Source organism: Yersinia pekkanenii (assembly GCF_001152565.1).
Taxonomy (GTDB): domain Bacteria; phylum Pseudomonadota; class Gammaproteobacteria; order Enterobacterales; family Enterobacteriaceae; genus Yersinia; species Yersinia pekkanenii.
This window is the reverse complement of sequence record NZ_CQAZ01000022.1, coordinates 17,508-43,219: the sequence shown is the minus strand read 5'-3', so window position 1 is coordinate 43,219 and position 25,712 is coordinate 17,508. Positions and strand designations below refer to the sequence as shown.

Sequence of the window (25,712 nt, the reverse complement as noted above, 5' to 3'; positions counted from 1 at the left end):
CGTTAAACCCGCCGTCAATGGCGGGGTTTTACATGGGATTACGGGCTTCAATATTATCAGCGAGTGGATGATTCTCCGCTGACTATCACGGCACCCGCAGTACGCTTCGCCACTTCAATGGCGGCAGTAATATCATCCGCAACCGCCAGAGCCACACCTAAGCGCCGTTTACCGGCAATGTCAGGTTTACCAAATAAGCGAATTTGCGTATCACCGACTAATGCTGTTTCCAGCCCGTGATAACTGATATTTTGGCTGGTCAATTCAGGCAAAATAACCGCAGATGCGGCAGCGCCATACTGGCGAATAGTGCCAATCGGCAAACCAAGAAATGCACGAACATGTAAGGCAAACTCAGACATATTTTGCGAAATTAAAGTGACCATGCCGGTATCATGTGGGCGCGGTGACACTTCGCTGAAAATAACCTCATCGCCACAAACAAACAATTCCACGCCAAATAGCCCGTAGCCACCCAGCGCTTTCACCACCTGAGAGGCGATATCCTTCGCGCGGGTCAACGCAACATCACTCATTGCCTGGGGTTGCCAGGATTCACGGTAGTCGCCATCCTCCTGACGGTGGCCGATAGGCGCACAGAAATGAATGCCATCAACCGCACTGATTGTCAGCAGCGTAATTTCAAAATCAAAGTCGACCAAACCCTCGATAATCACCCGTCCACCACCGGCACGGCCACCAAGTTGGGCATAACGCCATGCCGCTTCAAGCTGTTTTTCGGTGCGGATCAGGCTCTGGCCTTTACCGGAAGAACTCATCACCGGCTTAACAATACAGGGATAACCGATTTCACTGACCGCCAGGCGGAATGCGCTATCAGTGTCGGCAAAACGGTAGCTGGATGTGGGTAATTGCAGGGTTTCTGCCGCCAGGCGGCGTATACCTTCGCGGTTCATGGTCAGGCGGGTGGCTTCGGCGCAAGGAACTACTCGTTGGCCTATCTTCTCCAGTTCAACCAGCATATCGGTCGCGATAGCTTCAATTTCCGGCACGATATAGTGCGGTTTTTCCTGTTCGATTAACTGCTTTAGTGCCGCGCCATCCAGCATGTTAATCACATGGCTGTGATGGGCGACATGCATCGCGGGCGCATCGGCGTAGCGATCAACCGCAATCACTTCCAGCCCCAGTCTTTGGCATTCGATAGCCACTTCTTTGCCCAACTCGCCTGCGCCAAGCAACATGACTCGGGTGGCGCCTGGACGCAGAGCGGTTCCAATAGTCAGCATAATTAGGTACCTACATCAGTGGGAAAACGACACATTAATCTGACGCGCGATTAATTTTACGGGCGTGAGTATACGGTAAAATAGCAACGAAAACGATTGCGTATCTGGGCGGAAGCAGAGGATCAGGCTTTATTGGTGGCAGATCCGTGATGAAGGATATCCCGCGATTTAATCCCGGCATGATGATAAGCGCGGTGATGAGTGAACCCCTTGGCGTGTTTTTTGCGCGTGTTATTGCAGTATAGTTCCGGCAATGGTCGCATATCTGGTATTATCGCGCCAAAATCTTGCGCTTGCCTTCAGGCCATCGCTGTCATTCCATTTAGCTATAAGAGTTACTGCCGTGAGCACAACTTCCTTTTCTTCCCTGACGCTGCCAGTTGAGCAGTTGTCCAATCTTAATGAACTTGGCTATACCGAGATGACTCCGGTACAGGCAGCGGCGTTACCGGCAATCCTCAATGGGCAGGATGTCCGGGCGAAGGCCAAAACCGGCAGCGGTAAAACTGCGGCATTCGGGATTGGTTTGCTAGACAAAATTGCGGTGGGCGAGTTTGTTACCCAGGCATTAATACTCTGTCCGACCCGTGAATTGGCGGACCAGGTCAGCAAAGAGCTGCGCCGGTTGGCCCGTTTCACCCAAAATATCAAAATCCTGACCTTATGCGGCGGCCAGCCGATGGGCCATCAATTGGATTCTCTGGTTCATGCGCCACATATCGTTGTGGGCACGCCGGGCCGTATTCAGGAGCACCTGCGCAAGAAAACACTAATATTAGATGACCTTAAAATTCTGGTATTAGATGAAGCCGACCGCATGCTGGATATGGGGTTTACCGATGCCATTGATGATGTGATTGCCTACACGCCGCCACAACGCCAAACCCTGTTGTTCTCTGCCACCTATCCGGCCGGTATCGAACAAATCAGTGCTCGGGTTCAGCGCCAACCCGTGAATGTTGAAGTGGACGATGGCGATGAAGCGCCAGCCATTGAGCAGGTGTTCTTTGAAACGACCCGTGAAAAACGCTTGCCTCTGCTGATATCGGTTCTCAGTCACTATCAACCGGCTTCAAGTGTGGTGTTCTGCAATACCAAAAAAGATTGCCAGAGCGTCTATGAAGCACTGGGATCCCGTGGGATCAGTGTGCTGGCTTTACACGGTGACTTAGAACAACGTGATCGTGATCAGGTGTTGGTGCGTTTTGCCAATCGTAGTTGTCGGGTATTGGTTGCCACTGATGTGGCGGCCCGTGGCCTGGACATTAAAGATCTCGAACTGGTGGTCAACTTTGAACTGGCCTTTGATCCTGACGTTCACGTGCACCGAATTGGTCGTACCGGGCGTGCGGGGATGAGTGGTCTTGCCGTCAGCTTGTGTACACCACAAGAGATGTCTCGTGCCCATGCCATTGAAGATTATCAGCAAATAAAACTGAAATGGACCCCTGCCGAGTTGGTCAGCCGCAGTGCTAACATCATGCTGGAACCGGAAATGGTGACGCTATGCATTGACGGTGGGCGTAAAGCTAAAATTCGACCCGGCGATATTCTTGGTGCATTAACCGGTGATGCCGGTCTGACCGCCGCTGATGTGGGTAAAATCGACATGTTCCCGGTTCATGCTTATGTCGCTATCCATAAGGCCAGCGCTAAACGTGCCTTACAGCAATTGCAACAAGGTAAGATTAAAGGTAAAAACTGCAAAGCCCGTCTATTAAAATAATCACAGTGGAGGGATGGTGGTTGCATCCTCCCGACAAATCACATTATACTGTGTTTATGTACAGCTATCTGTGAGCGAGAAGGACATGAAAAGGACCTATAGCAATGGCCGTTGAAATAAAATTCGTCGTGGTGAGACAGGGTGAGGAAAAAATGACTTTCACAACCAAAAAAGAAGCCGATGCCTACGATAAAATGCTGGATTTGGCTGACAATTTGTCTGAATGGTTATCACAAGCTCCCTTAACGCTTGAAGAACAACAACGCGAGGCACTGAGCTTTTTCCTGGCAGAGAACAAAGAGGCTTTGGGGCAAATTCTTCGTGGCACCATCCCTGCGGCTTCCGTTGATGGGCTGGCAAAAGTAAAGTCTGAAAAAAATGAGCCAGAGAAAAAAGCCAAATCTGAAGAAGATCAAGCCGCTTAATCTGCCAACTTGCGGCCGAAAGTAAAAAGGGATCTAAAATGCATCGTGAAATCACCTTCTTTCGCCGGTTTGAGGCGGATATTCTGGCCGATCGTAAAACGATCACTATCCGTGATAGCAGTGAATCCGACGTTCATCCAGGGGAGATCCTGCGCGTATGTCGTAATGAAGACGATGTGTTCTTTTGTCACATCAAGGTCAGCTCGGTCACACCAGTCACGCTGGATGCACTGTCTGAACGCCATGCTGAGCAAGAGAATATGTCATTAGATGAACTGAAAAAGGTGATTATGGATATCTATCCGGGTCTGGAGCAGTTTTACGTGATTGAATTTACGCGGTGTTATTTACGCGGTATTAATTAAACAACGCTAAAGCGACTATTCCATAACCTGTCGTTTAATCATCGTTCTACTATAGCCATTGACATGAATGGTCATGGGCTAATCGCTTTCGAGTAAGATAAATCTTTGCTAAACGGGTGCAGGAACTAACATATTCCGCACCTGTTTGTACGCCTCAATTCAAATACTCTTCGGCGCATCTTTTAATCATCTTATTTATCATTTAATTAGATCACTTCCGCTAAATTATAAGCCTATGCTGATACTTGGCATCAACAAGTAATCGTGTCACTCTCGCGGTAACGAACACAGATGGATAATTCAACCAATGACCATACCTCCAAAGGCAGATAAACGCCCTTATCCGATAACAATGCACGGCGATACCCGTGTAGATGATTATTATTGGCTGCGTGATGATGAACGTACAGACACTGATGTTCTGAACTATTTGCAGGCTGAGAATGATTTCACTAACGCAGTATTGAAACCGCAACAACCCTTGCGCGAAACCTTGTATCAAGAGATGGTTTCCCGTATTCCGCCGCAGGAAGAATCGGTTCCCTATATTCGCAACGGTTATCGTTATCAGACGCGTTTTGAACCAGGTAATGAATACGCCATTTATGTGCGTCAGCCGGTTTGGGCTGACTGCAGTTGGGAAACTTTGCTGGATGGTAACCAGCGGGCGGCAGACCGCGAGTTTTATACCTTAGGTGGTTTAGATGTCAGCCCGAATAATCAGCTATTGGCTGTTGCAGAAGATTTTTTATCGCGCCGCCAATATGATATCCGGGTAAAGCATTTGCAAAGTGATGTTTGGCACGAAGAAGTTATCAGCAATACTTCAGGTAATTTTGAGTGGGCCAATGATTCAAAAACCCTATATTACGTGCGCAAACATGAAAAAACGTTATTGCCTTATCAAGTTTATCGCCATGTAGTCGGGACAGATCCGCAGTTGGATCAACTAATCTATCAAGAAACTGACGATACATTCTATGTTGGTCTGGAAAAAACCACTTCTGAGCGTTTCATTGTTATTCACCTGAGCAGCACGACAACCTCTGAAATTTTGCTTTTGGATGCCGACTTACCTGAACCGGTACCGCAGATGTTTGCACCGCGCCGCAAAGACCATGAATACGGACTGGACCACTATAAGCAGCATTTTTATTTACGCTCAAATAAAGATGGCAAGAATTTCGGCCTGTATAAAATAGCCGAAGAAGGTAAAGAGCAAAGTGATTTTGCTGATGAATCACAATGGGTGTCATTAATTGCCCCAAGAACGGATGTTATGCTGGAAGGGTTCAGCTTATTCCGTGACTGGCTGGTGGTGGAGGAGCGCAGTGAAGGGTTGACACATTTGCGGCAAATTCACTGGGTTACTGGCGAAGAGAAATCCATTTCTTTTGATGACCCAACCTATGTTACCTGGCTGGCGTATAACCCTGAGCCAGAAACTGAACTGTTGCGTTATGGCTACTCCTCGATGACCACGCCTAGCTCGATGTTTGAGCTTAATATGGATACCGGCGCACGTCAGTTGCTTAAGCAGCAGGAAGTGAAGAATTTCACACCGGAAAAGTATCGCAGTGAACGGATTTGGGTTACGGCAACGGATGGCGTTAACGTGCCGGTTTCCTTGGTCTATCATCGCGATCACTTTGTCACAGGGGGCAATCCGCTGTTGGTCTATGGCTATGGTTCTTACGGCAGCAGCATGGATCCTGCATTCAGTGGCAGCCGCTTAAGCCTGTTAGATCGTGGCTTTGTCTTTGCTCTGGCCCATATTCGCGGTGGTGGTGAGCTGGGGCAGCAGTGGTATGAAGATGGCAAGTTACTTAATAAGTTAAATACATTCAGTGATTTTATCGACGTCACCAAAGCGCTGGTAGCTGAGGGCTATGGTGATGCCAAACGCGTTTTCGCCATGGGGGGCAGCGCGGGTGGCTTATTAGTGGGCGCAATTATTAATCAGGCCCCTGAATTATATAAAGGTGTGGTCGCTCAGGTGCCATTTGTTGATGTGGTCACCACCATGTTGGATGAGTCTATCCCCCTGACCACCGGCGAATACGATGAATGGGGCAATCCGAACGATAAGACGTATTACGATTACATTAAGCAATACAGCCCATACGATCAGGTTAAAGCTCAGGATTACCCGCATATGCTGGTGACCACTGGTTTGCATGACTCTCAGGTTCAGTATTGGGAACCAGCAAAATGGGTCGCTAAACTGCGTGAAATGAAAACTGATGACCACCAATTGCTACTTTATACCGATATGGATTCAGGTCATGGTGGTAAATCGGGGCGTTTCAAAGCCTATGAAGATATCGCTTTGGAATATGCATTTATTCTTGCTCTGGCCTGATTAGCCACAAAAAAACCCGCCTATAGTGGCGGGTTCAGTGACGAGACGAAAAGCCCGTTATTCAGCGCTGGTAGAAGATGACTTCTTAGCGCGTTTATCAGCCTTTTTTTCGGCTGGTGTTTTTAGCGGTTTTTTCTTCGCGCTCTTTTTTGTGTCCATTCCCTTACTCATGGCTTGCCTCTCTTACCTTCGGTTAGGTTGGTACGCCCTCCTATTAACCACCTTATGAGGGTGAGTTGCAAGGGAAGAAAGCATCACTGTGGTTAATATATTGTTTAACAAGAGTATTATTAAATCTTAATCTCTCTTGTTACCGTTCAATTCTTACTATGTGACGATATAACACTGGAAAGTTTATTGAGATATGGTGTAATTATCGCCAGTTGGTGGAATTAATCGGGTGATTGGCGTAAATGTGATGTTTTATCATTGACCCTGCGCGCTGTATAGGCTTTGATAACTTGAATGTCTAATAACAATCATGGAAAAATAATGGAACAGTTACGTGGGCTTTATCCAGCGTATGAACCCTACGACAGTGGTTTATTAGACACCGGTGATGGGCATCAGATTTACTGGGAACGTTGCGGCAATCCTAAGGGTAAACCTGCGGTATTTATTCATGGTGGCCCTGGCGGGGGAATTGCGCCTTATCATCGGCAGCTTTTTGACCCGAGGGAATATGACGTATTGCTATTTGACCAACGCGGATGTGGGCGATCAAAACCTCATGCCAGTCTGGACAACAACACTACCTGGCACTTAGTCGATGATATTGAGCAGCTACGCAAAATGGCTGGCGTAGATAAATGGCTGATATTCGGCGGTTCCTGGGGATCAACACTCGCACTGGCTTATGGTGAAACATACCCTGAACGAGTCAGTGAAATGGTTCTACGTGGGATTTTCACACTGCGTAAAAAAGAGTTGTATTGGTACTATCAGGAGGGTGCCTCACGTTTCTTCCCAGATAAGTGGCAACGTGTGTTATCGATTTTATCACCAGAAGAGCGGGGCGATGTTACTGCTGCTTATCATAAGCGGCTGACCTCACCGGACAAAGCAGTACAACTGGAGGCTGCCAAGATATGGAGCCTATGGGAAGGTGAAACCGTCACTTTACTCCCGACCAAAAGCTCGGCTTCCTTTGGTGAAGATGATTTTGCTCTGGCTTTTGCCCGAATTGAAAATCACTATTTCATTCATTCCGGTTTTTTAGACAGTGATAACCAACTACTGGATAACGTGACACGTATTCGCCATATTCCTGCGGTTATTATTCACGGCCGATATGATATGGCTTGCCAGCCACAGAATGCCTGGGATCTTGCACAAGCTTGGCCAGAGGCTGAATTGTATATTGTCGAGGGTGCTGGTCATTCCTTTGACGAACCAGGAATTTTGCACCAGTTGATACTTGCTACCGACAAGTTTGCCCGTAAATTCTGACGATTTTATCCGACTCACTCCCGCAGGTAGATGCCCGCGGGGGTATCCCGCAATTACTTCATCTTAGGTTCATACGGTAAACGTGAGAATTTATTCGATTCGTTGCGGTAATGAGCCAGGCGTTGCAAAAAGTACTCTCGCAGCTCATCCGGTTGTTCTCGTGCCACCATTTCAGGGATCACCGGCATATTATAGCGCTCTTTAAACGCAACACCTGACGCGGCCAAATCCACATTCATTTTTGCTGTTTCTTCGGCAGAAAGCTCGACTAAATTATATCCCATATTATTCTCCTTCTTGGGCCGTGGGGGTTATAGTGCAAAAGGTAATGCAGGCGGCAGATATTGGCAAGTGACTAATGTTGCCCAACAACGTGTATTTATAGACTCCAGCATAGCAATAATATAATTTTCATATTAAATGCCTATTATTTATCTAGCCCGAATTTTAATAATAATCATTCCTTTTAGTATTTTATACGTAATGTTAATGATTCCTATAACAATTCAATGAATATTTATTTTTAATTATTTAAAATCAAATGGTTAAAGTTTTTATTTTTTTTAGATAATATTAATGTGAATAGGGTGTTCTTATTTTGTTTTTACCTTGGCATAATACGCCAAGATAATCGTTGTTTACCTGCATTATAAAAATAAGGGAATTACTATGTTGAAAATAGAAATGGCACAAAAGCTCAATGAGCAGCTGAATCTGGAATTTTACTCTGCAAATCTTTATCTACAAATGAGTGCCTGGTGCAGTGATAACGGTTTTGAAGGTGCGGCCGCATTTTTAAAAGAGCATTCTCAAGAAGAGATGCAGCATATGCAGCGTTTGTTTGAATACCTTTGTGGAACAGGCTCTATGCCGATTCTGGGGGCAATTAGCGCACCTCCAGTTAATTTCATATCGCTGGCTGAGGTGTTCGAGAAGACTTTTGAGCATGAGCAATTAATTACTTGTAAAATCAATGAGTTAGCGCATGCTGCCATGACAACCCAAGACTACTCCACATTCAACTTCCTGCAATGGTATGTGTCTGAACAGCACGAAGAAGAAAAGTTGTTCAAATCTATTCTGGATAAACTGGCATTAGTCGGAAATAGCGGTAATGCATTGTTCTTCGTTGATAAAGATCTGAAAACAATGGCAGCCCAAAGCCACATTCAGGCTTAAGATTCAGGTCTGATTTGCACTGTTAGAATGCTGCCGCAGTTTCAGATCCCCAACCAGAGGATCCAAAACTGCGGTTTTTCGTTATCGCCCCGCAACACCTGCTGCACTACTTTGCCTTATCTTATTGTTTTCGTGCTAATTGCATGTTGTTTAGATATAGTTTATCGACTTGTTATAGTCAAATCGTTATCATTTGCAACAACGGCAAAATCGCGAGCTGAATTATTGTTCAATAATTGGCGATATTTCAAACACCACCTGCAATTTGGCGTTTTATTTTGTGTGCTATCTCACAGGTAGTGCAATTGACTGGAAGTGACGGGGGTTCGCGTTACCAATATAGGATATGGTTGGTAGCAGACTGATTCTTCTCCCCATAGATTAAGGGATACTATGACTGTTTCCAAAGTACGGTTTATTCGCAAAGTACGTTCTTCTTGCCGCATGCTTTCGGCACTTATTGTATTATTTGTTGGGCTATCCAGCCAGCAAGCTCTGGCTCACGCGCACCTGAAAATAGAGTCGCCTGCTGCCGATACCACTATCGGTGCAGCACCAGAAGCCCTGACTCTGGGTTTTTCTGAAGGTATTGAACTGAATTTCAGTGGCGTGACAGTGACTGGCCCAGATAACAATGTGGTGAAAACCGGTGATCTCAAATTGGACCCGATAAATAACACACAATTGATTCTGCCAATTGATCACGCATTAACGACAGGAAAATATAACGTTTCATGGCATGTTGTGTCTGTTGATGGTCATAAAACCAAAGGCACATACAGTTTCACTGTGAAATAATATGTCACTGGCGACTCTATTCATTCTGTGTCGCTTTATGCATTTTCTGGCGGTGATGCTGATGTTTGGCATCAGTGTATTCACCGCCGTGTTAGCGCCAGTCGGTTTCTCTTCAATACTCAAAAAACGCCTGTCACCTCTGCTTATCTTCAGTACATTGCTGGGGTTGCTTTCTGCTATTGGCCTTTTGGCTATTCAGGCTGGCATGATGGGAGATGGTTGGGCTGATACTTACCGGTTAACTATTTGGTGGGCGGTATTGGGAACCCGCTTTGGTCAGATATGGCAATGGCATCTTGGTTTATCCATCCTGAGTTTGTGGATAGTATTGCTGGGTTTATCCCGAGGTGACTACCGGTTAATGGCGGGTTGCTCAACACTGTTGCTCGCGAGCCTTGCCTTTACCGGGCATGCGGCGATGCATGGGGGTGTATTGGGATGGGTGCATCAGACGAATCAAATCATACATCTGCTCAGTGCGGGTTACTGGCTGGGTTGCCTACCACCACTCCTGATTTGCCTCGCTTATACCCACAATAATAATGTTAAACGCGAAGCCATCACGACTCTGATTCGTTTCTCAAGTTGGGGGCATTTGGCCGTTGTATTGATATTGGTGACGGGGGTTATTAACAGCATCATTATGTTGCGCGATACTTCGTTGGCACTGACATCAACTTATCAGATATTATTGCTTAGCAAAGTGGTATTAGTGATATTTATGATTGTTGTTGCCTTGGTTAACCGCTATCACATTGTTCCTATGCTCAAGCAATTACCGGCTAAAGCTCACTATTGGCTCGTTGTAAACAGCTATATAGAAATTACCCTTGGCGCGGTGGTGCTACTGTTGGTCAGTATTTTTGCTACCATGGCACCGGTTTAGCGTTAGCGACAGGCAGCCGATATTGCGACCAAGCTTGCATTAACTCCTCTGTATGCGAGAAAATCAAAGCAATCAGTTAATTGAGGATATTTAAGATGAAGAGTTTTGTGCTGACATTATCGTTACTGATGCTATCAGTTAACGCTATTGCTGCCGGGAAGATAGTGACTGTCAGTAAGTTTGAATTTGGCAAACAATGGGCATTTAACCGAGAAGAAGTGATGCTGGAATGCCGGGCAGGTAATGCTTTATTTGTGATTAATCCTAGTACGTTAGTGCAATATCCTCTCAATGATCTTGCGACCGTACAAATGAAGTCTGGCCATGTACTCGCGAAACCATTAGATGTTTTGTTACTGGACGATAGTGAGGCTCCAGGTCATAAAATGAGTTTGGAACCGTTCCAGCAGCGCGCCATGACATTGTGCCAAAAATAGCTTGCTACGAGGAGCAAGGAATGCGCGATGCTATAAAAAGCCGCATATCAACATTCGTGTGGTTTTCATGTATTTTTGTTGTTACTGAAAAATAATCTTTAAAATAAGCCAGTTAAAAAAAGACCGAATACGATTCCTATATTCGGTCCAGGGAAATGGCTCTTGGGAGAGAGCCGTGCGCTAAAAGTTGGCATTAACGTAGGCTTATTCAGCCGTACTTCTTAAGCGTAGTCGAGTACATTTTTTTCGCCAACTTGGTAATAAAAGTAATTAATTACCGTTGTAAACTAATGTGAATGATGAAAACTTAATCTTATCGTACTAAAGGTAATCATTTGTTAAATATGGTAGATAGCTATAACTTGTGTGATTCATAGACATCATTTGAATTTTTTCAGTTCAAGATCGAGCTTATCATTTTGCATTTTGAATGCGTTCATTCTTGGGATGATAGTCTGCATGGACGGCATCAGAGTATGGCGTTTGCAAAGTAGCGATCCATTGGTGTTTTACCGCTGTGCGGTCGCGCGTCCAGTTGTCGTCATGCTGCCATTCCGCCTGGTAACTTACCCATATGCTCATTTTTGACAGCACTGCCACGAAACAATATGAGACGCTATGAAATGAAAAATCCACGCAAGCGCGTGGATTTTATGAGTTTCTGGTATTTATGAGATTTGCTGAAACCTCATAAGACAACAGAGGCTATTTAGACGTTGAATAGGAAGTTCATCACGTCGCCATCTTTTACGATGTACTCTTTGCCTTCTGAACGCATTTTCCCTGCTTCTTTCGCACCTTGCTCACCTTTGTAGGTGATAAAGTCATCAAAGGCGATAGTTTGTGCGCGAATAAAGCCTTTTTCGAAGTCAGTATGAATTTTACCGGCAGCTTGTGGTGCGGTTGCACCTACCGGGATGGTCCAGGCGCGCACTTCTTTTACGCCAGCGGTGAAATAGGTCTGCAAATTCAGCAATTCATAACCAGCACGGATCACTCGGTTCAGACCCGGTTCTTCAATACCCAACTCGGCCATAAATTCAGCGCGGTCAGCATCTTCCATCTCTGCAATGTCAGATTCAACTGCGGCGCAAACAGCCACTACCACCGAACCTTCCGCTGCAGCAATAGCACGAACTTGATCCAAGTATGGGTTATTTTCAAAGCCATCTTCATTGACGTTTGCAATGTACATGGTGGGTTTCAGCGTCAGGAAGCTCAGATAACGAATAGCGGCTTTATCTTCTGCGGTTAGGTTCAATGCGCGTAGCATGCCAGCATTCTCTAAATGTGGCAGGCATTTTTCCAGTGCTTCTAGTTCAGCTTTTGCGTCTTTATCGCCGCCTTTAGCTTTCTTCTGAACACGGTGCATGGCACGTTCACAGGTTTCCAGATCCGAAAGAGCTAGCTCAGTATTGATGGTATCAATGTCATCAACCGGATCAACTTTGCCGGCAACATGGATGATGTTGTCATTTTCAAAACAACGTACCACATGACCAATAGCTTCAGTCTCACGGATATTGGTCAGAAACTGATTACCCAAGCCTTCGCCTTTGGAGGCACCTTTAACCAGACCGGCGATATCGACGAATTCCATGCTAGTTGGCAAGATACGTTGAGGTTTAACTATCTCGGCCAGTTGGTCCAGACGCGGGTCCGGCATTGGTACCACACCCGTGTTGGGTTCAATGGTACAGAACGGGAAGTTAGCTGCTTCGATACCCGCTTGTGTCAACGCGTTGAACAGGGTGGATTTACCAACGTTAGGCAGGCCCACAATACCGCATTTGAATCCCATGTTTTATATCACCTTAAATAACTTAAAAATCAACTCGTTAGGGTTAACGTGCCGATGTAATCAAAATTTATGCCGCCATTATACACATAATGAGGATTTATCTCGATCATGCAGTTTCGGTGCCAAGAGCATTTTGGTTATTATGGCTGATAGGTAATTGATTTTTCTAACTCTGTGTCGGGGATCACGCTTTCACCATCTGAAGTTTTCTGACTAATGTCCGATAACTAGTGATTATGGCCTGCATACTGAATTTGGATGATCCCAATGGAAATGAGTCTCTATAAGTGGTTAATGGTCGTTCTGTTAGGGGGAATGGCCGGTATCATGGGGATGCGGTTTTTGACGGCAGATATTGAGTCTCCTGCGCCAACCTTTGCACCGTTAATTGACCAATATGGTGTCGCGATAGAAGACCAAACAGGCAACAGCGTAAGGTATGTGGGTTACCAAAAAAAAACGCTTTATGAGGACGTCGACAGCATTCAACTGAAATTTACTGCCATAACTGACAAATTCGAGCGCCGCCATGACCTGTCAGATAATAAGAAAAAAGTGGATGAGTGGGAGACAGTTTTTTGTAGCGATAAACTGAGCGATATCGCTGATGAATATGACAGTAAGAGTAACAATTTTCTCGGGCGGGTTAGGGTGATAATCTCGGGCGTGGTGTTGACCGGCGATGGGCAACAAGGGGTCAATGCACTGTGTAATAAAAACGAATGAGACAAGATACAGGTCCCCCAGCCGATGTTAGTTCGCCGGGGAACCGGGCAAGTCTTTATGCATTAGCCTTAAAAGAATGCAGGCGATTCATTGCCTTGGTAATGTCTTCTTGCAGTAACACTTCAGTGCAGCGGATAGCTTCGTCAATGGCCTCGTCAATTAAGGTTTGTTCGCTCGCCGGTGGTTTTCCTAGCACAAAACCAGTGACTTTGCTTTTATCACCCGGATGGCCGATTCCGATGCGTAAACGATAAAAGTTAGGATTATTGCCCAACCGACTCTGAATATCTTTCAGGCCATTATGACCCCCGTTACCGCCGCCCAGTTTTAATTTTGCCACGCCTGGCGGAATATCCAACTCATCGTGTGCGACTAAGATCTCTTCCGGCAGGATACGGTAAAACCCCGCCATTGCGGCTACAGCCTTGCCACTGAGATTCATAAATGTAGACGGCACCAGCAAGCGAATATCTTGGCCTACCAAATTTAACCGCGCGGTATAACCGAAGAATTTGCTCTCTTCTTTTAGGGGCTGGTTATGGCGTTCAGACAATAAATCCACATACCAGGCACCCGCATTATGACGGGTTTGGGCATATTCAGCGCCTGGATTTGCTAGCCCAACGATTAATTTAATACAGCTCACGTCATCATTCGCTATTACTAAAGGAAATAAAGTGCCACAGTTTACCTGTCATGGCGCAGAATAACAAAACTGCTAGTGTGGATTTATTGAGAGGAAATGGTTCGAGATGTGAATAGTTACTCCTATGTATAATTCAAGTTTGGTGCCAACTGTCTGGATAGTGTAAAGATTTGTTGAAATATATTTGTCAGTTGTGATCTCTAGCGCAATACCTTCATCGCTAGCCTGACTATACTTAGTTATTAAGTGGATATAAATAATCGCACTACGCAAGCAGCTTTAAGTGCCTGGCCGAGTGGTTATTTATTGACAACCCAACTGGAGGTGGCATATGAAACGTAAAAACGCAGCAATGATGGGTAACGTGCTGATGGGCTTGGGGTTGGTTACCATGGTCGTTGGGGTAGGTTACTCAATCCTGACTGAGGTTACCCAACTTGGTTTACCACAATTCTTTGCCCATGGTGCCGTAATGAGTATTTTTGTTGGTGCACTGTTGTGGTTGGTTGGCGCACGTGTTGGTGGGCGTGAACAAGTTGCCGACCGCTATTGGTGGGTTAAGCACTTTGATAAACGTTGCACCCGGAAGGAAAGGCATTCATAGGCTTGATCTTTCTGCTTTGCAGTTTCCCAATTGACTGATTGTTAGGGGGAGGAGTAATGACGGCTCAAGAGATTGATGAGCAAGAGTAGAAAACCCGTTGTCGCATCTGCTTCAACGGGTTTTTCTTTATCTGCTACTGATTAATGTTCAAACATCGCAGAAATCGACTCTTCATTACTGATACGGCGGATGGCTTCAGCCAACATGCCGGACAGCGTCAGAGTACGCACATTTTTCAAGGCTTTGATTTCAGCTGACAACGGAATAGTGTCACAAACAATCACTTCGTCGATGACGGAATGTCTGATGTTTTCAGCCGCATTACCAGAGAAGATCGGGTGAGTTGCATAAGCAAATACACGCTTGGCACCGCGTTCTTTCAACGCTTCAGCTGCTTTACATAACGTGCCACCGGTATCGATCATATCGTCAACCAAAACGCAATCACGGCCAGCAACGTCACCGATGATGTGCATCACCTGAGAAACGTTAGCGCGTGGGCGGCGTTTGTCGATAATTGCCATATCAGTATCGTTCAGCAGTTTTGCGATGGCTCTGGCGCGGACCACGCCGCCGATATCTGGAGAGACAACAATTGGGTTTTCCAGATTCTGCTGCAACATATCTTCCAGCAGGATTGGGCTACCAAATACGTTATCAACCGGAACATCAAAGAAACCTTGAATTTGTTCAGCATGAAGATCCACTGTCAATACGCGGTCAACCCCAACACTTGAGAGAAAATCGGCAACAACTTTGGCAGTGATTGGTACGCGGGCGGAACGCACACGGCGATCCTGACGAGCGTAACCGAAGTAAGGAATAACAGCAGTAATACGTCCTGCGGAGGCGCGACGCAGGGCATCAACCATGACAACCAGTTCCATCAGGTTATCGTTCGTGGGTGCGCAGGTGGACTGGATGATGAAAATATCACCGCCGCGTACATTTTCGTTGATTTGCACGCTCACTTCGCCATCGCTAAAACGACCTACAGCGGCGTCACCAAGACTGGTGTACAAACGGTTGGCAATACGTTGTGCTAGTTCCGGGGTGGCGTTACCAGCAAAAAGCTTCATATCAGGCACGAGAAGAACCTCAGGCATGCGTCCAGAGAAGATATTGTCATATCAGTAATCAGGGGCGATTATTCATACTGATTGCAATATACATACGGGTATTTAAAGCCAAAACAAAACAGCATTATGAACCGGCTTTCAATCAAATGAGACAAATATTTTCAGAAACCAAGGTCAGTGGGGCCATTACTTCAACCTTTGCTGTAAATCGTTATCTGTGCTCACAACGTTTAATTCTCCCAGAGCGAGCACGATGCAGGGGCGAAACATTCACGCCACGGGCGACAAACCCGTGCAACCACTCTGGGGCAATACTTAACACCTGCCGGGCCGATGATTCCGTGTCGAATTCTGCAAACACACAAGCGCCGGTTCCGGTAAGGCGTGACGGAGCGTATTCTAACAGCCATGAAAGAACCTGTTCAACCTCGCGAAAACGTTTTCTTGCGATCGGTTCGCAATCATTTGCGTACGGAGTGCTTAAAAGCGCCGCCAGTGGGCGAATTGGCGTATTTCTTTTTAATTCAGGATCGGAAAAAATAATGGGTGTTGGGATGCTTACATTGGGGTGTGCCACCAAATACCACTTCTCCGCAGGCTCTGCTGGCTGCAATTTTTCACCAATTCCCTCAGCAAAAGCGGCATGCCCATGAACAAATATCGGCACATCGGCACCTAATGTGAGCCCAAGAGCAGCTAATTCTTCATCAGATAGGCCACATTGCCACAGCGTATTGAGTGCTACCAGCACCGTTGCTGCATTGGAAGACCCGCCGCCCAGCCCCCCCCCCATCGGCAAACGTTTATCAATACTGATATCCGCCCCCCGCGGCATATTTACCGTGCCGGGCGGCTGCTGTAAAAATTGTTGTTGCAGCAACCGTGCCGCCCGGACGATCAAATTCTGCTCATTTTCTACCCCAGGGACTGGCGTTAATAAACGAATGAGGTTGTCATCCCGAGGCACTATCGTCAGTTGGTCGCCATAATCGAGAAACTGGAATAGGGTCTGCAATTGGTGATAGCCATCGGCCCGTTGCCCGGTGATATAAAGAAATAGGTTCAATTTTGCGGGTGACGGCCACAGATGCTGATGGGTACTAACCATATTATTTGACAGTCCAATTATCCATTTTCAGTTTGATGCGCTGCCCACCTTGGCTCAGTTCCATACGGCTCGGCAATGATGGCGTCACCTGAGTATTATATTCCTGATAATCAACCACCCACGTCACGCCATCTTGTTTATACGTCAGTTGCTTCAAACGGTACTTATCGTCCAGCGTAAAATCGGTGGTATCCCCAGGTAACCCCAGGATCCATTGGCGTAAACTGTCTAATGGAATGGACATGCCGGTCAATTTTTGAATCATTTCTTGCGGATTATCACTGACATAGCGTTTACCCTGATTATCGGTCAACTGGGTAACCCCCGGTTGTACCACCAACTCCAGTTCAGTGCTACCGAGTGGGTTGGTCAGTAATAGGCGATAGCGCTCAGGCGCGGTTTGTTGCCAGAAAAAGCGTGCATACACTTTTTGTTTGTCAGAGATATAAGCAAAAGCACCACGGGTCTGGAATTGGCTCAATTGCTGTAATTGTTGCTCATGCTGACGCCATTGTGGCGATGTGGGGCTGGTTGCAGGACCCGTTGGTGGTGTGATGCTACAGGCAGCCAGCAACAGAGTGGCTAAAGGAAATAGGCGATAAAAACTGAAGTTACGCACAAACATATGGGTATAAATCCTATCGGTCGCAGGTTTTTCTCTGCTCACGCTAACGGGCTGAGGGCAGAGCGTCAATATCTTGTTCGATGTTGTACAGCAGATAACCAATAATTGATCATAATTTGGGATAATACTTAGGAAGATGCGGTGTGGCTTTAATTGATCCCGCGCATCAAGTAGAATGCGGTTCAGACGAGAATCCATACTAACAACAGTATTACTCGAAGCCGTTCTCATGACTCTGCTTGCATTAGGTATTAACCACAAAACTGCGCCTGTATCGCTACGTGAACGCGTGACATTTTCACCGGAATCGATCGATCAGGCGCTTGCTAGCTTGCTCCAACAACCGTTGGTGCAGGGCGGTGTCGTATTGTCTACGTGCAACCGAACGGAGTTATACCTTAGCGTAGAACAGCAAGAAAATCTGCACGAACAACTGGTCGCTTGGCTGTGTAGTTATCATAAACTCAGCCCGGACGAAGTGAAAAAAAGCCTGTATTGGCACCACGGTAATGAAGCTGTGAGCCATTTGATGCGGGTTGCCAGTGGGTTGGACTCTCTAGTGTTAGGCGAACCACAGATTTTGGGACAGGTGAAAAAAGCCTTTGCTGAATCACAGCGCGGCCAATCGCTGTCCGGCGAGCTGGAGCGTCTGTTCCAAAAATCATTCTCCGTTGCCAAACGGGTTCGCACTGAAACAGAAATAGGTGCCAGTGCGGTTTCGGTGGCTTTTGCTGCCTGTACGCTGGCGCGGCAAATATTTGAGTCACTTTCTGACCTGAATGTGTTGCTGGTCGGTGCCGGTGAAACTATTGAGCTGGTGGCACGTCATCTGCGTGAGCATCAAGTCAAGCATATGATTATCGCTAACCGCACCCGCGAGCGCGCCCAATTGTTGGCAACCGAGGTTGGGGCCGAAGTGATTACTTTGCCGGAAATAGACGCCCGTCTGGCTGATGCCGACATCATTATCAGTTCAACTGCCAGCCCATTACCTATTATTGGGAAAGGGATGGTTGAACGGGCACTGAAAAGTCGTCGCAATCAGCCGATGCTGTTTGTTGATATCGCCGTACCACGGGATATCGAGCCTGAAGTGGGTAAACTGGCTAATGCCTATTTATACAGTGTTGATGATCTACACGCGATTATTCAGCACAATATGGCACAACGTCAGGCGGCTGCGGTTCAGGCTGAATCGATAGTCCAACAAGAAAGTATGAATTTTATGGCCTGGCTGCGTGCTCAGGGGGCGGTCGAAACCATTCGTGATTATCGCTCTCAGGCTGAACAGGTTCGCAGTGAAATGACGGCTAAAGCCTTGGCCGCCATTGAACAGGGCGCGAATGTAGAACAGGTGGTCAATGAACTGGCCCATAAGCTAACCAACCGCCTGATCCATGCGCCCACCAAATCTCTCCAGCAAGCCGCCAGTGACGGTGATATGGAGCGGTTACAATTATTACGCGACAGCCTTGGGCTGGATCAGCACTAGTTTCCTCTAATTACAGGGTTTAAAACCACGGATGAAGTCTTCTATTGTTGCCAAACTGGAAGCGTTACAAGAGCGCCACGAAGAAGTGCTGGCGTACCTTGGCGATGCCAGCGTTATTGCCGATCAAGACCGTTTCCGCGCGTTATCACGTGAATATGCGCAATTGACGGATGTCACTCGCTGTTTTAAAGAATGGCGCAGCGTGCAAGATGATATCGAAGCCGCAGAAATGATGCTGGGCGATGCTGAAATGCGTGAAATGGCACAGGAAGAACTGAAAGACGCCAAAGCGCGCAGCGAAGAGCTGGAACAGCAGTTGCAGGTGTTATTGCTCCCCAAAGACCCTGATGATGAGCGTGATTGCTTCCTGGAGATACGCGCCGGGACTGGCGGCGATGAGGCGGCTATTTTTGCCGGTGACATGTTCCGCATGTACAGCCGTTATGCTGAGGCACGCCGCTGGAAAGTGGAAATCATGAGCGCCAGCGAGGGTGAACATGGGGGGTATAAAGAAGTGATTGCCAAGGTTTCCGGCGATGGTGTCTTCGGGCGATTGAAATTCGAGTCAGGTGGTCACCGTGTTCAACGGGTACCTGAAACCGAATCACAAGGCCGTATTCATACCTCTGCATGCACGGTTGCGGTCATGCCGGCTATTCCTGAAGCTGAAATGCCGGAAATCAACGCCGGTGATTTACGTATTGATACCTTCCGTTCTTCAGGTGCGGGTGGTCAGCACGTTAACACCACCGATTCGGCGATCCGTATTACCCATATTCCCACGGGGCTGGTAGTGGAGTGTCAGGACGAACGTTCACAACATAAAAATAAAGCCAAGGCAATGTCAGTGTTGGGGGCGCGTATCCGTGCCGCTGAAATGCAAAAACGCCAACTGGCAGAGGCCTCCGAGCGTCGCAATTTATTAGGAACGGGTGACCGCTCTGACCGTAATCGCACTTATAACTTCCCGCAGGGGCGCGTGACTGACCACCGCATCAACCTAACACTGTATCGTCTGGATGAAGTGATGGAAGGTAAACTGGACATGCTTATCCAGCCAATTGTGCAGGAATATCAAGCTGATCAGCTCTCTGCGTTGTCCGAGCAAGATTAATGGATTATCAGCAGTGGTTGTTGTTAGCGGCAGCCCGTTTCACGCAAAGTGACAGCCCGAAGCGCGATGCCGAGATTTTGTTGAGTTTTGTGACCGGAAGGGCGCGAACCTATTTGTTGGCTTTCGGTGAAACTGAGCTGGCCGCCGGGCAGTTAGCGATATTGGATCAACTGGCAGTCCGCCGTGCGCAGGGCGAGCCGATTGCTTATCTGGTCGGGGAGCGTGAGTTCTGGTCGCTGCCGCTCAGTGTTTCCTCCGCCACACTTATCCCGCGTCCGGACACCGAATGCCTGGTTGAACAGGCGCTGGCGCATTTACCGGCTACCCCTTGTCGTATTTTGGATCTAGGCACCGGTACTGGTGCCATTGCCTTGGCTGTGGCCAGCGAACGGCCAGACTGCGCGGTGGTAGGGGTTGATATTAAAGCGGATGCCGTTGCTCTGGCCCGCCATAATGCAGAAAAACTCGCGATAGCTAATGTTCATTTTCTGCAAAGCAATTGGTTTGAATCAGTGAGCGGGTGCTTTACCCTTATTGCCAGCAATCCCCCATATATTGATGCCAATGACCTTCATCTTAGCCAGGGGGATGTCCGCTATGAGCCGCACAGTGCGCTGGTGGCCGCGGCCGAAGGTCTGGCTGATCTGGCGGAGATTATCCGCCAGGCACCGGCTTATTTAGAGGTGGGCGGCTGGTTAATGCTGGAACATGGCTGGCAGCAAGCCAATACAGTACAGAAACACCTTAAAAAAGCGGGATTTAGTGCTGTAATGACGCATAAAGATTATGGTAATAATGATCGTGTTACTCTGGGGCAATGGGGCACGTAATCAAGAAAACTCCGGCTTTATGTACAATTTATTCTGTGACGAATAATAAAAACGACAAATAATTAATATATCCCCAAGTCATTGGTGTAGACGCGAGCTGATAACCTCGCGGCAATGCCAATTAAGCAGGGTAAGATAAGGAAGCAAGAATCATGTGGGTTGATTACATCGCCATGAAGTATTTGCATTTACTCACAGTGGTTATCAGTATTACGCTGTTGGTACTCCGTTTTTTTTGGAAATGTCGCGGTTCAGCCATGATGGAAAAACGCTGGGTAAAAATAACGCCGCACATCAATGATACGCTGCTGTTTGTTAGCGGCATTGTCTTGATTTTTATTACTGGATTTTACCCTTTCAGTCCGCAAGGAACATGGCTGACTGAAAAGTTGTTTGGCGTTATTATCTATATCCTGCTTGGCTATGTTGCATTAGGTAAGCGAACCCAGAGCCAGAATCGTCGCTGGCTTGCCTTTATACTCGCATTGGGTTGCCTGTATTTGATTGTCAAACTGGCAACAACTAAGTTACCACTGCTGATGGGATATCTATGAGTAGCATTGCTGATTTCGAATTTAACAACGCGTCCCTGTGTGATGGGGTGTTACTGGTTACCCAGGAGATTCGACAGGATTTTCCACTGGCTGATGTGCGCAGACAACTGCAACAGCTCGTCGATGATGCTCGGGCAGCGATGCCCGCCGATTTCAATCAGGATCAGCAATTAGAAGTGCTTATCGATCTATTTTATCGCAAATGGAAATTTGGCGGTGCAGGGGGGGTATATCGCCTGTCAGACGCTATCTGGCTGGATAAAGTACTGGATAAGCGGCAGGGAACACCCGTGTCGCTAGGGGTTATTTTCCTGCATATTGCCCATCAGTTGGATCTGCCACTGATGCCAGTTATCTTTCCAACTCAATTAATTCTTCGTGCTGATTGGTTAGACGAAGAAATGTGGCTGATTAATCCGTTGAACGGTGAAACACTGAACGAGCATATGCTGGAAGTGTGGATCAAAGGTAATCTGGGGTTGAGTGCCGAATTGGAAGATGAAGATCTCGACGAAGCGGAAAACACTCTGATTGTGCGTAAAATGCTCGACACGCTGAAAGCGGCATTAATGGAAGAGAAACAGATGGAGCTGGCATTACGTGCCAGTGAAGCGGTATTGGCTTTTGATCCCGATGACCCGTATGAAATCCGCGATCGTGGCCTAATTTATGCCCAACTGGATTGCAATCACATTGCCATCTCTGATTTAAGCTATTTTGTTGAGCAATGCCCAGAAGACCCGATAGCCGAAATGATAAAAATGCAGATCCACTCCATTGAACAACAACGAGTGACATTGCACTAATCTCTGTTCTATGGCGGTGGTGCCACAACGTAGTGTAATCGCTCTTTGTTGTTGGCATAACCGGCTGTAATTAATCTCGATTTACCCTTTATAAAGGTATTAGTATGAAACAGAAAGTGGTTAGCATTGGCGCTATCAATGTAGCGAACGACCTACCTTTCGTGCTGTTCGGCGGTATGAATGTGCTTGAGTCACGCGATCTGGCGATGCGCATCTGCGAGCATTACGTTACAGTGACTCAAAAATTGGGCATCCCTTACGTCTTTAAAGCCTCGTTCGACAAAGCCAATCGTTCTTCAATTCATTCTTACCGTGGCCCTGGCCTGGATGAAGGGATGAAAATTTTCCAGGAGCTGAAAAAGCAATTTGGCGTAAAAGTGATCACCGATGTTCACGAAATAAGCCAATGCCAGCCAGTTGCTGAAGTCGTTGATGTTATCCAGTTACCGGCATTTCTTGCTCGTCAGACTGATTTAGTTGAAGCAATGGCCCGCACCGATGCGGTGATCAACGTGAAGAAACCTCAGTTTGTCAGCCCAGGTCAGATGGGCAATATCGTCGAGAAGTTCAAAGAGGCCGGCAACGATAAAATTATCCTTTGTGATCGTGGCAGCAACTTCGGTTATGACAATCTGGTGGTTGATATGTTGGGCATCAATGTCATGGTAAAAGCCACTGGCGGTCATCCGGTTATTTTCGACGTGACCCATGCACTGCAATGCCGTGACCCATTTGGTGCAGCATCAGGTGGTCGCCGTGCTCAAGTGGCTGAACTGGCCCGTGCAGGTATGGCTGTGGGTCTGGCTGGGTTGTTCATTGAGGCGCATCCAGAGCCAAACAGTGCTAAGTGTGATGGTCCATCAGCCTTGCCATTAAACAAGCTGGAGCCATTCCTGGTGCAAATGAAAGCTATCGACGATTTGGTGAAGAACTTCCCGGAACTCGATACCAGCAAGTAAACGAAAACCTTTACGAATAAGCCAGACGGCTGACAAACCCGGATGACTCAATGTTAGGCGGAGAGGATAGCCAGAAGAGTAAAGCGTCCACGCCAGGGATGGCGCGGCTCGAGCCCCCAAGTATGGGGTTACGGCGTCTTTACTGTCTGCCTGTTCTCTCCGTGGTGAGCACGTTGTCAATAACCTCAGGCAGCTCTATGCTGCCTTTTTTGATCGCGATAATGGTTATTTCGCCGGTAATGCCGCCAAAGCTTCTGGCAGAGATCCATAAAAACTCAGTCTACCTTCAATTGGCTTCACTCTGGCTCTTGCCAGCGTCTTCAGGGGCTGGAAAGGGATATCGGTGATCACCAGTTGCTGATGTTTGCTCAGCGCCTCAGTGAAGCGCAGAAACGCATTCAAGCCACCGGCATCCAGTACTGGTACGGCATCCCATTGCAGAATTATGGTGTGGTAATTTTCACATCGGCTCAATAACTCATTAAATATTCGCTCAGCGGCGGCGAAGAATAGCGGCCCGTTTACGCGCAATACCAGCGTTTTATCATCAACCGCAGTGGGTATCTCACTCAAGCGGGTCATTCGCGCAATGCGCCGCATAAACAATAGCGAGGCCAACACAATACCGGCCGTTATTGCCATTACCATGTCGAACAATACCGTCAGGCTCATACACAGTAGCATCACGATAATGTCGTCTTTAGGCGCACGGCGCAGCAGATCAACGACTTTATGTGCCTCGCTCATGTTCCAGGCGACAATTAACAGCAGAGAAGCCATGGCAGCCAGTGGCAGATAAGACAACATCGGGGCCAGTGCCAATAATGCCAGCAACACCAGCAGGGCATGAACAATGGCAGATACTGGCGAGGTTGCACCCGCGCGGACGTTAGCCGCAGAACGAGCAATGGCAGCAGTGGCTGTTATCCCGCCAAAGAATGGAGCGATTATATTCCCCAGTCCTTGACCTACCAGTTCACTATTTGAATGATGTTTTTGTCCGGTCATGCCATCCAGTACTACTGCGCACAGCAATGACTCAATTGCCCCTAGCATGGCCATCGAAAAGGCGGCGGGCAGTAAGGCGGAAAGGGTTACCCAGTCCAATATAAATGGCTGGTCATTGGCGGCAGGCAAATTCCACGGCAGGACAAATTGCGGCAGGATGGGGGGAATACCCTGGCCCTGGGTGCCATCGGCCAGTAAATAGCCAAAGCGTGAGCCAATAGTCGCGACTTGATGATCAAACAGCGATAAGACCCCCATCACGACTGTACCGGCAACCAATGCGGGTAAGTGACCCGGTAACTTTAATTTTAACCGTGGCCACAGAATTAACACCAACAGGGTGACGGTCGCAATTAACGTATCACTGAGGTTAATGGTTGGCATCGCTTGTGCTAAGGCGGCCACCTTACCCACATAGTTTTCCGGCACGGTAGTGAGGTGTAAACCAAAGAAGTCCTTTACCTGCATGGTAGCAATCGTAATCCCAATCCCGGAGGTGAAGCCGAGGGTGACGGATAACGGAATATATTCAATTAAGCGCCCAAGCCGGCCCAGGCCCATAGCCAGTAAAAATATACCGGATATCAATGTCGCCAGTAATAAACCGGCCAAGCCAAACTGCTGAGATACGGGATAGAGGATAACCACAAAGGCTGCTGTCGGGCCGGATACGCTGTAACGGGACCCGCCACTGACAGCAATGACAATACCGGCGATAGCCGAAGTATATAAGCCATACTGCGGTGGGACACCACTGGCAATGGCCAGTGCCATGGCTAATGGAATAGCAATAATACCGACGGTAATACCGGCAATTATATCTTTTAGAAGTCGTTGAAGTGTATAGGTTTCCCGCCAGCATGCGTCAATAATCGCGCTGAACGGCCTAATGCCGTTAATTCCGTGCGTTTTCATCTAAGGTGTAAACCAAATAAAGAAAAGACAAAATAAATGGCGGGCCAGATAAGGGTCCGTCTCGAGTAGCAGACAACCACGATACGCCAATTATACGGCTGAGATCTAGATGTATATCAATCTCTACCGGGAAATAAAATAACTGCTGGTTTTATAAAATGCTTTAAATGATTAGGACCACGTCAGACAACAGCATTATCTCCATGAAAAAATGAAAAGTAGCTATTATGCTTGCTAGTATGGATTTTGTATCTTAAGTGTTAGAAACTGAAGAAATAGCAGCATGGAACCCAACTCAGAGAGCAAAGAAAAAGGCCCTGACTTTCGTCAGAGCCTTTTGCTCGAATATGGCGGTGAGAGAGGGGTTCGAACCCTCGATACACTTACGCGTATACACACTTTCCAGGCGTGCTCCTTCAGCCACTCAGACACCTCACCGTTACGTTACCGCGCTACGCACTGCAACGGGGCGGTACTATAGGGATCGCTGGCCTGATGGTCAAGTAGTATTTCTCCGTGGCTATTCATCTGGTTATTCCGCGTGCATATCGCATAAATCACCGGCAAA

At 47.3% G+C, this 25,712-nt stretch carries 25 protein-coding genes, 1 tRNA gene and 1 pseudogene; 17 read left to right on the top strand and 10 right to left on the bottom strand.

Features of this window, described 5'->3' with window-relative positions; genetic code table 11:
- Positions 1-56: 56 nt before the first annotated feature.
- Positions 57-1,250 carry a formate-dependent phosphoribosylglycinamide formyltransferase gene (gene purT / locus AEP37_RS12635; RefSeq protein WP_049613649.1) on the bottom strand — a complete coding sequence of 398 codons (1,194 nt, stop codon included), beginning with the start codon at positions 1,248-1,250 and terminating at the stop codon, positions 57-59.
- 343 nt (positions 1,251-1,593) lie between these two features.
- Here purT and dbpA point away from each other — a divergent pair, with 343 nt between their 5' ends.
- The 5 genes from dbpA (at position 1,594) to pip (ending at position 7,577) form a co-directional block, all read left to right on the top strand.
- On the top strand, positions 1,594-2,976 hold the full coding sequence (gene dbpA, locus AEP37_RS12630; RefSeq protein WP_049613648.1) for an ATP-dependent RNA helicase DbpA: 1,383 nt from the start codon (positions 1,594-1,596) through the stop codon (positions 2,974-2,976).
- 104 nt (positions 2,977-3,080) lie between these two features.
- Positions 3,081-3,401, top strand: coding sequence for a YebG family protein (locus AEP37_RS12625; protein ID WP_049613647.1), 321 nt, complete (start codon positions 3,081-3,083; stop codon positions 3,399-3,401).
- A 38-nt stretch (positions 3,402-3,439) separates the two neighbouring features.
- Positions 3,440-3,766, top strand: a complete 327-nt coding sequence (gene yqfB / locus AEP37_RS12620; protein WP_049613646.1) for a N(4)-acetylcytidine aminohydrolase — start codon at positions 3,440-3,442, stop codon at positions 3,764-3,766.
- A gap of 307 nt (positions 3,767-4,073) precedes the next feature.
- Positions 4,074-6,128: a S9 family peptidase gene (locus AEP37_RS12615; RefSeq protein ID WP_049613645.1), complete on the top strand. Its 2,055-nt coding sequence runs from the start codon at positions 4,074-4,076 to the stop codon at positions 6,126-6,128.
- Positions 6,129-6,620: 492 nt separating this feature from the next.
- Positions 6,621-7,577, top strand: coding sequence for a prolyl aminopeptidase (gene pip / locus AEP37_RS12610; protein WP_049613644.1), 957 nt, complete (start codon positions 6,621-6,623; stop codon positions 7,575-7,577).
- 53 nt (positions 7,578-7,630) lie between these two features.
- On the opposite strand, the gene AEP37_RS12605 is transcribed toward pip, so the two are convergent.
- Positions 7,631-7,861, bottom strand: coding sequence for a DNA polymerase III subunit theta (locus AEP37_RS12605; RefSeq protein ID WP_049613643.1), 231 nt, complete (start codon positions 7,859-7,861; stop codon positions 7,631-7,633).
- Positions 7,862-8,246: 385 nt separating this feature from the next.
- Here AEP37_RS12605 and ftnA point away from each other — a divergent pair, with 385 nt between their 5' ends.
- The 4 genes from ftnA (at position 8,247) to AEP37_RS12585 (ending at position 10,877) form a co-directional block, all read left to right on the top strand.
- Positions 8,247-8,756 (top strand): non-heme ferritin, encoded by a 510-nt coding sequence (ftnA, locus tag AEP37_RS12600; protein ID WP_049613642.1) that lies wholly within the window; start codon positions 8,247-8,249, stop codon positions 8,754-8,756.
- 393 nt (positions 8,757-9,149) lie between these two features.
- Positions 9,150-9,554 (top strand): CopC domain-containing protein YobA, encoded by a 405-nt coding sequence (gene yobA, locus AEP37_RS12595; protein ID WP_049613641.1) that lies wholly within the window; start codon positions 9,150-9,152, stop codon positions 9,552-9,554.
- 1 nt (position 9,555) lies between these two features.
- A complete protein-coding gene (gene copD / locus AEP37_RS12590) occupies positions 9,556-10,440 on the top strand; it encodes a copper homeostasis membrane protein CopD (protein ID WP_049613640.1) in 885 nt (294 codons plus the stop codon).
- Positions 10,441-10,535: 95 nt separating this feature from the next.
- Positions 10,536-10,877, top strand: a complete 342-nt coding sequence (locus AEP37_RS12585) for a YebY family protein (RefSeq protein ID WP_049613639.1) — start codon at positions 10,536-10,538, stop codon at positions 10,875-10,877.
- A 380-nt stretch (positions 10,878-11,257) separates the two neighbouring features.
- Here the strand turns inward: AEP37_RS12585 and AEP37_RS26120 are convergent.
- Both AEP37_RS26120 and ychF read right to left on the bottom strand, forming a co-directional pair.
- Positions 11,258-11,435 (bottom strand): annotated as a pseudogene (locus AEP37_RS26120) (IS481 family transposase); the annotation flags it as partial.
- 151 nt (positions 11,436-11,586) lie between these two features.
- Complete coding sequence (gene ychF / locus AEP37_RS12580) at positions 11,587-12,678, bottom strand: redox-regulated ATPase YchF (RefSeq protein WP_049613638.1); 1,092 nt, start codon at positions 12,676-12,678, stop codon at positions 11,587-11,589.
- A gap of 267 nt (positions 12,679-12,945) precedes the next feature.
- On the opposite strand from ychF, the gene AEP37_RS12575 reads away from it, so the two are divergent.
- Positions 12,946-13,404, top strand: coding sequence for a hypothetical protein (locus AEP37_RS12575; RefSeq protein WP_049613637.1), 459 nt, complete (start codon positions 12,946-12,948; stop codon positions 13,402-13,404).
- Between the two features lie 55 nt (positions 13,405-13,459).
- Here the strand turns inward: AEP37_RS12575 and pth are convergent, their stop codons facing one another.
- Positions 13,460-14,050: an aminoacyl-tRNA hydrolase gene (pth, locus tag AEP37_RS12570; protein ID WP_049613636.1), complete on the bottom strand. Its 591-nt coding sequence runs from the start codon at positions 14,048-14,050 to the stop codon at positions 13,460-13,462.
- A gap of 331 nt (positions 14,051-14,381) precedes the next feature.
- Here pth and ychH point away from each other — a divergent pair, with 331 nt between their 5' ends.
- Entirely contained in the window at positions 14,382-14,654 is a 273-nt protein-coding gene (ychH, locus tag AEP37_RS12565) for a stress-induced protein YchH (RefSeq protein ID WP_049613635.1), read from the top strand.
- Between the two features lie 140 nt (positions 14,655-14,794).
- Here ychH and prs read toward each other — a convergent pair whose 3' ends face one another.
- The 3 genes from prs to lolB all read right to left on the bottom strand — a co-directional run bounded on the left by prs (position 14,795) and on the right by lolB (position 17,466).
- Positions 14,795-15,742, bottom strand: a complete 948-nt coding sequence (prs, locus tag AEP37_RS12560; protein WP_053101963.1) for a ribose-phosphate diphosphokinase — start codon at positions 15,740-15,742, stop codon at positions 14,795-14,797.
- A 202-nt stretch (positions 15,743-15,944) separates the two neighbouring features.
- Complete coding sequence (ispE, locus tag AEP37_RS12555; protein ID WP_049613633.1) at positions 15,945-16,841, bottom strand: 4-(cytidine 5'-diphospho)-2-C-methyl-D-erythritol kinase; 897 nt, start codon at positions 16,839-16,841, stop codon at positions 15,945-15,947.
- 1 nt (position 16,842) lies between these two features.
- A complete protein-coding gene (gene lolB, locus AEP37_RS12550; protein ID WP_049613632.1) occupies positions 16,843-17,466 on the bottom strand; it encodes a lipoprotein insertase outer membrane protein LolB in 624 nt (207 codons plus the stop codon).
- A 229-nt stretch (positions 17,467-17,695) separates the two neighbouring features.
- Here lolB and hemA point away from each other — a divergent pair, with 229 nt between their 5' ends.
- The 6 genes from hemA to kdsA all read left to right on the top strand — a co-directional run bounded on the left by hemA (position 17,696) and on the right by kdsA (position 23,221).
- Positions 17,696-18,958 carry a glutamyl-tRNA reductase gene (gene hemA / locus AEP37_RS12545; RefSeq protein ID WP_049613631.1) on the top strand — a complete coding sequence of 421 codons (1,263 nt, stop codon included), beginning with the start codon at positions 17,696-17,698 and terminating at the stop codon, positions 18,956-18,958.
- Between the two features lie 31 nt (positions 18,959-18,989).
- Positions 18,990-20,072 (top strand): peptide chain release factor 1, encoded by a 1,083-nt coding sequence (gene prfA / locus AEP37_RS12540; protein ID WP_049613630.1) that lies wholly within the window; start codon positions 18,990-18,992, stop codon positions 20,070-20,072.
- Positions 20,072-20,902, top strand: coding sequence for a peptide chain release factor N(5)-glutamine methyltransferase (gene prmC / locus AEP37_RS12535; RefSeq protein ID WP_049613629.1), 831 nt, complete (start codon positions 20,072-20,074; stop codon positions 20,900-20,902). Before prfA ends, prmC begins: the two co-directional genes overlap by 1 nt.
- A gap of 152 nt (positions 20,903-21,054) precedes the next feature.
- Complete coding sequence (locus AEP37_RS12530; RefSeq protein WP_049613628.1) at positions 21,055-21,456, top strand: SirB2 family protein; 402 nt, start codon at positions 21,055-21,057, stop codon at positions 21,454-21,456.
- Positions 21,453-22,262, top strand: a complete 810-nt coding sequence (gene sirB1 / locus AEP37_RS12525) for an invasion regulator SirB1 (protein ID WP_049613627.1) — start codon at positions 21,453-21,455, stop codon at positions 22,260-22,262. The genes AEP37_RS12530 and sirB1 overlap by 4 nt, the downstream gene beginning before the upstream one ends.
- A gap of 104 nt (positions 22,263-22,366) precedes the next feature.
- Positions 22,367-23,221 carry a 3-deoxy-8-phosphooctulonate synthase gene (gene kdsA / locus AEP37_RS12520; RefSeq protein WP_049613626.1) on the top strand — a complete coding sequence of 285 codons (855 nt, stop codon included), beginning with the start codon at positions 22,367-22,369 and terminating at the stop codon, positions 23,219-23,221.
- A gap of 225 nt (positions 23,222-23,446) precedes the next feature.
- Here the strand turns inward: kdsA and dauA are convergent, their stop codons facing one another.
- Together dauA and AEP37_RS12510 are read right to left on the bottom strand one after the other, a co-directional pair.
- A complete protein-coding gene (gene dauA, locus AEP37_RS12515) occupies positions 23,447-25,144 on the bottom strand; it encodes a C4-dicarboxylic acid transporter DauA (RefSeq protein WP_049613625.1) in 1,698 nt (565 codons plus the stop codon).
- A 348-nt stretch (positions 25,145-25,492) separates the two neighbouring features.
- Positions 25,493-25,582: transfer RNA gene (locus AEP37_RS12510), tRNA-Ser, on the bottom strand.
- Positions 25,583-25,712: the final 130 nt, after the last annotated feature.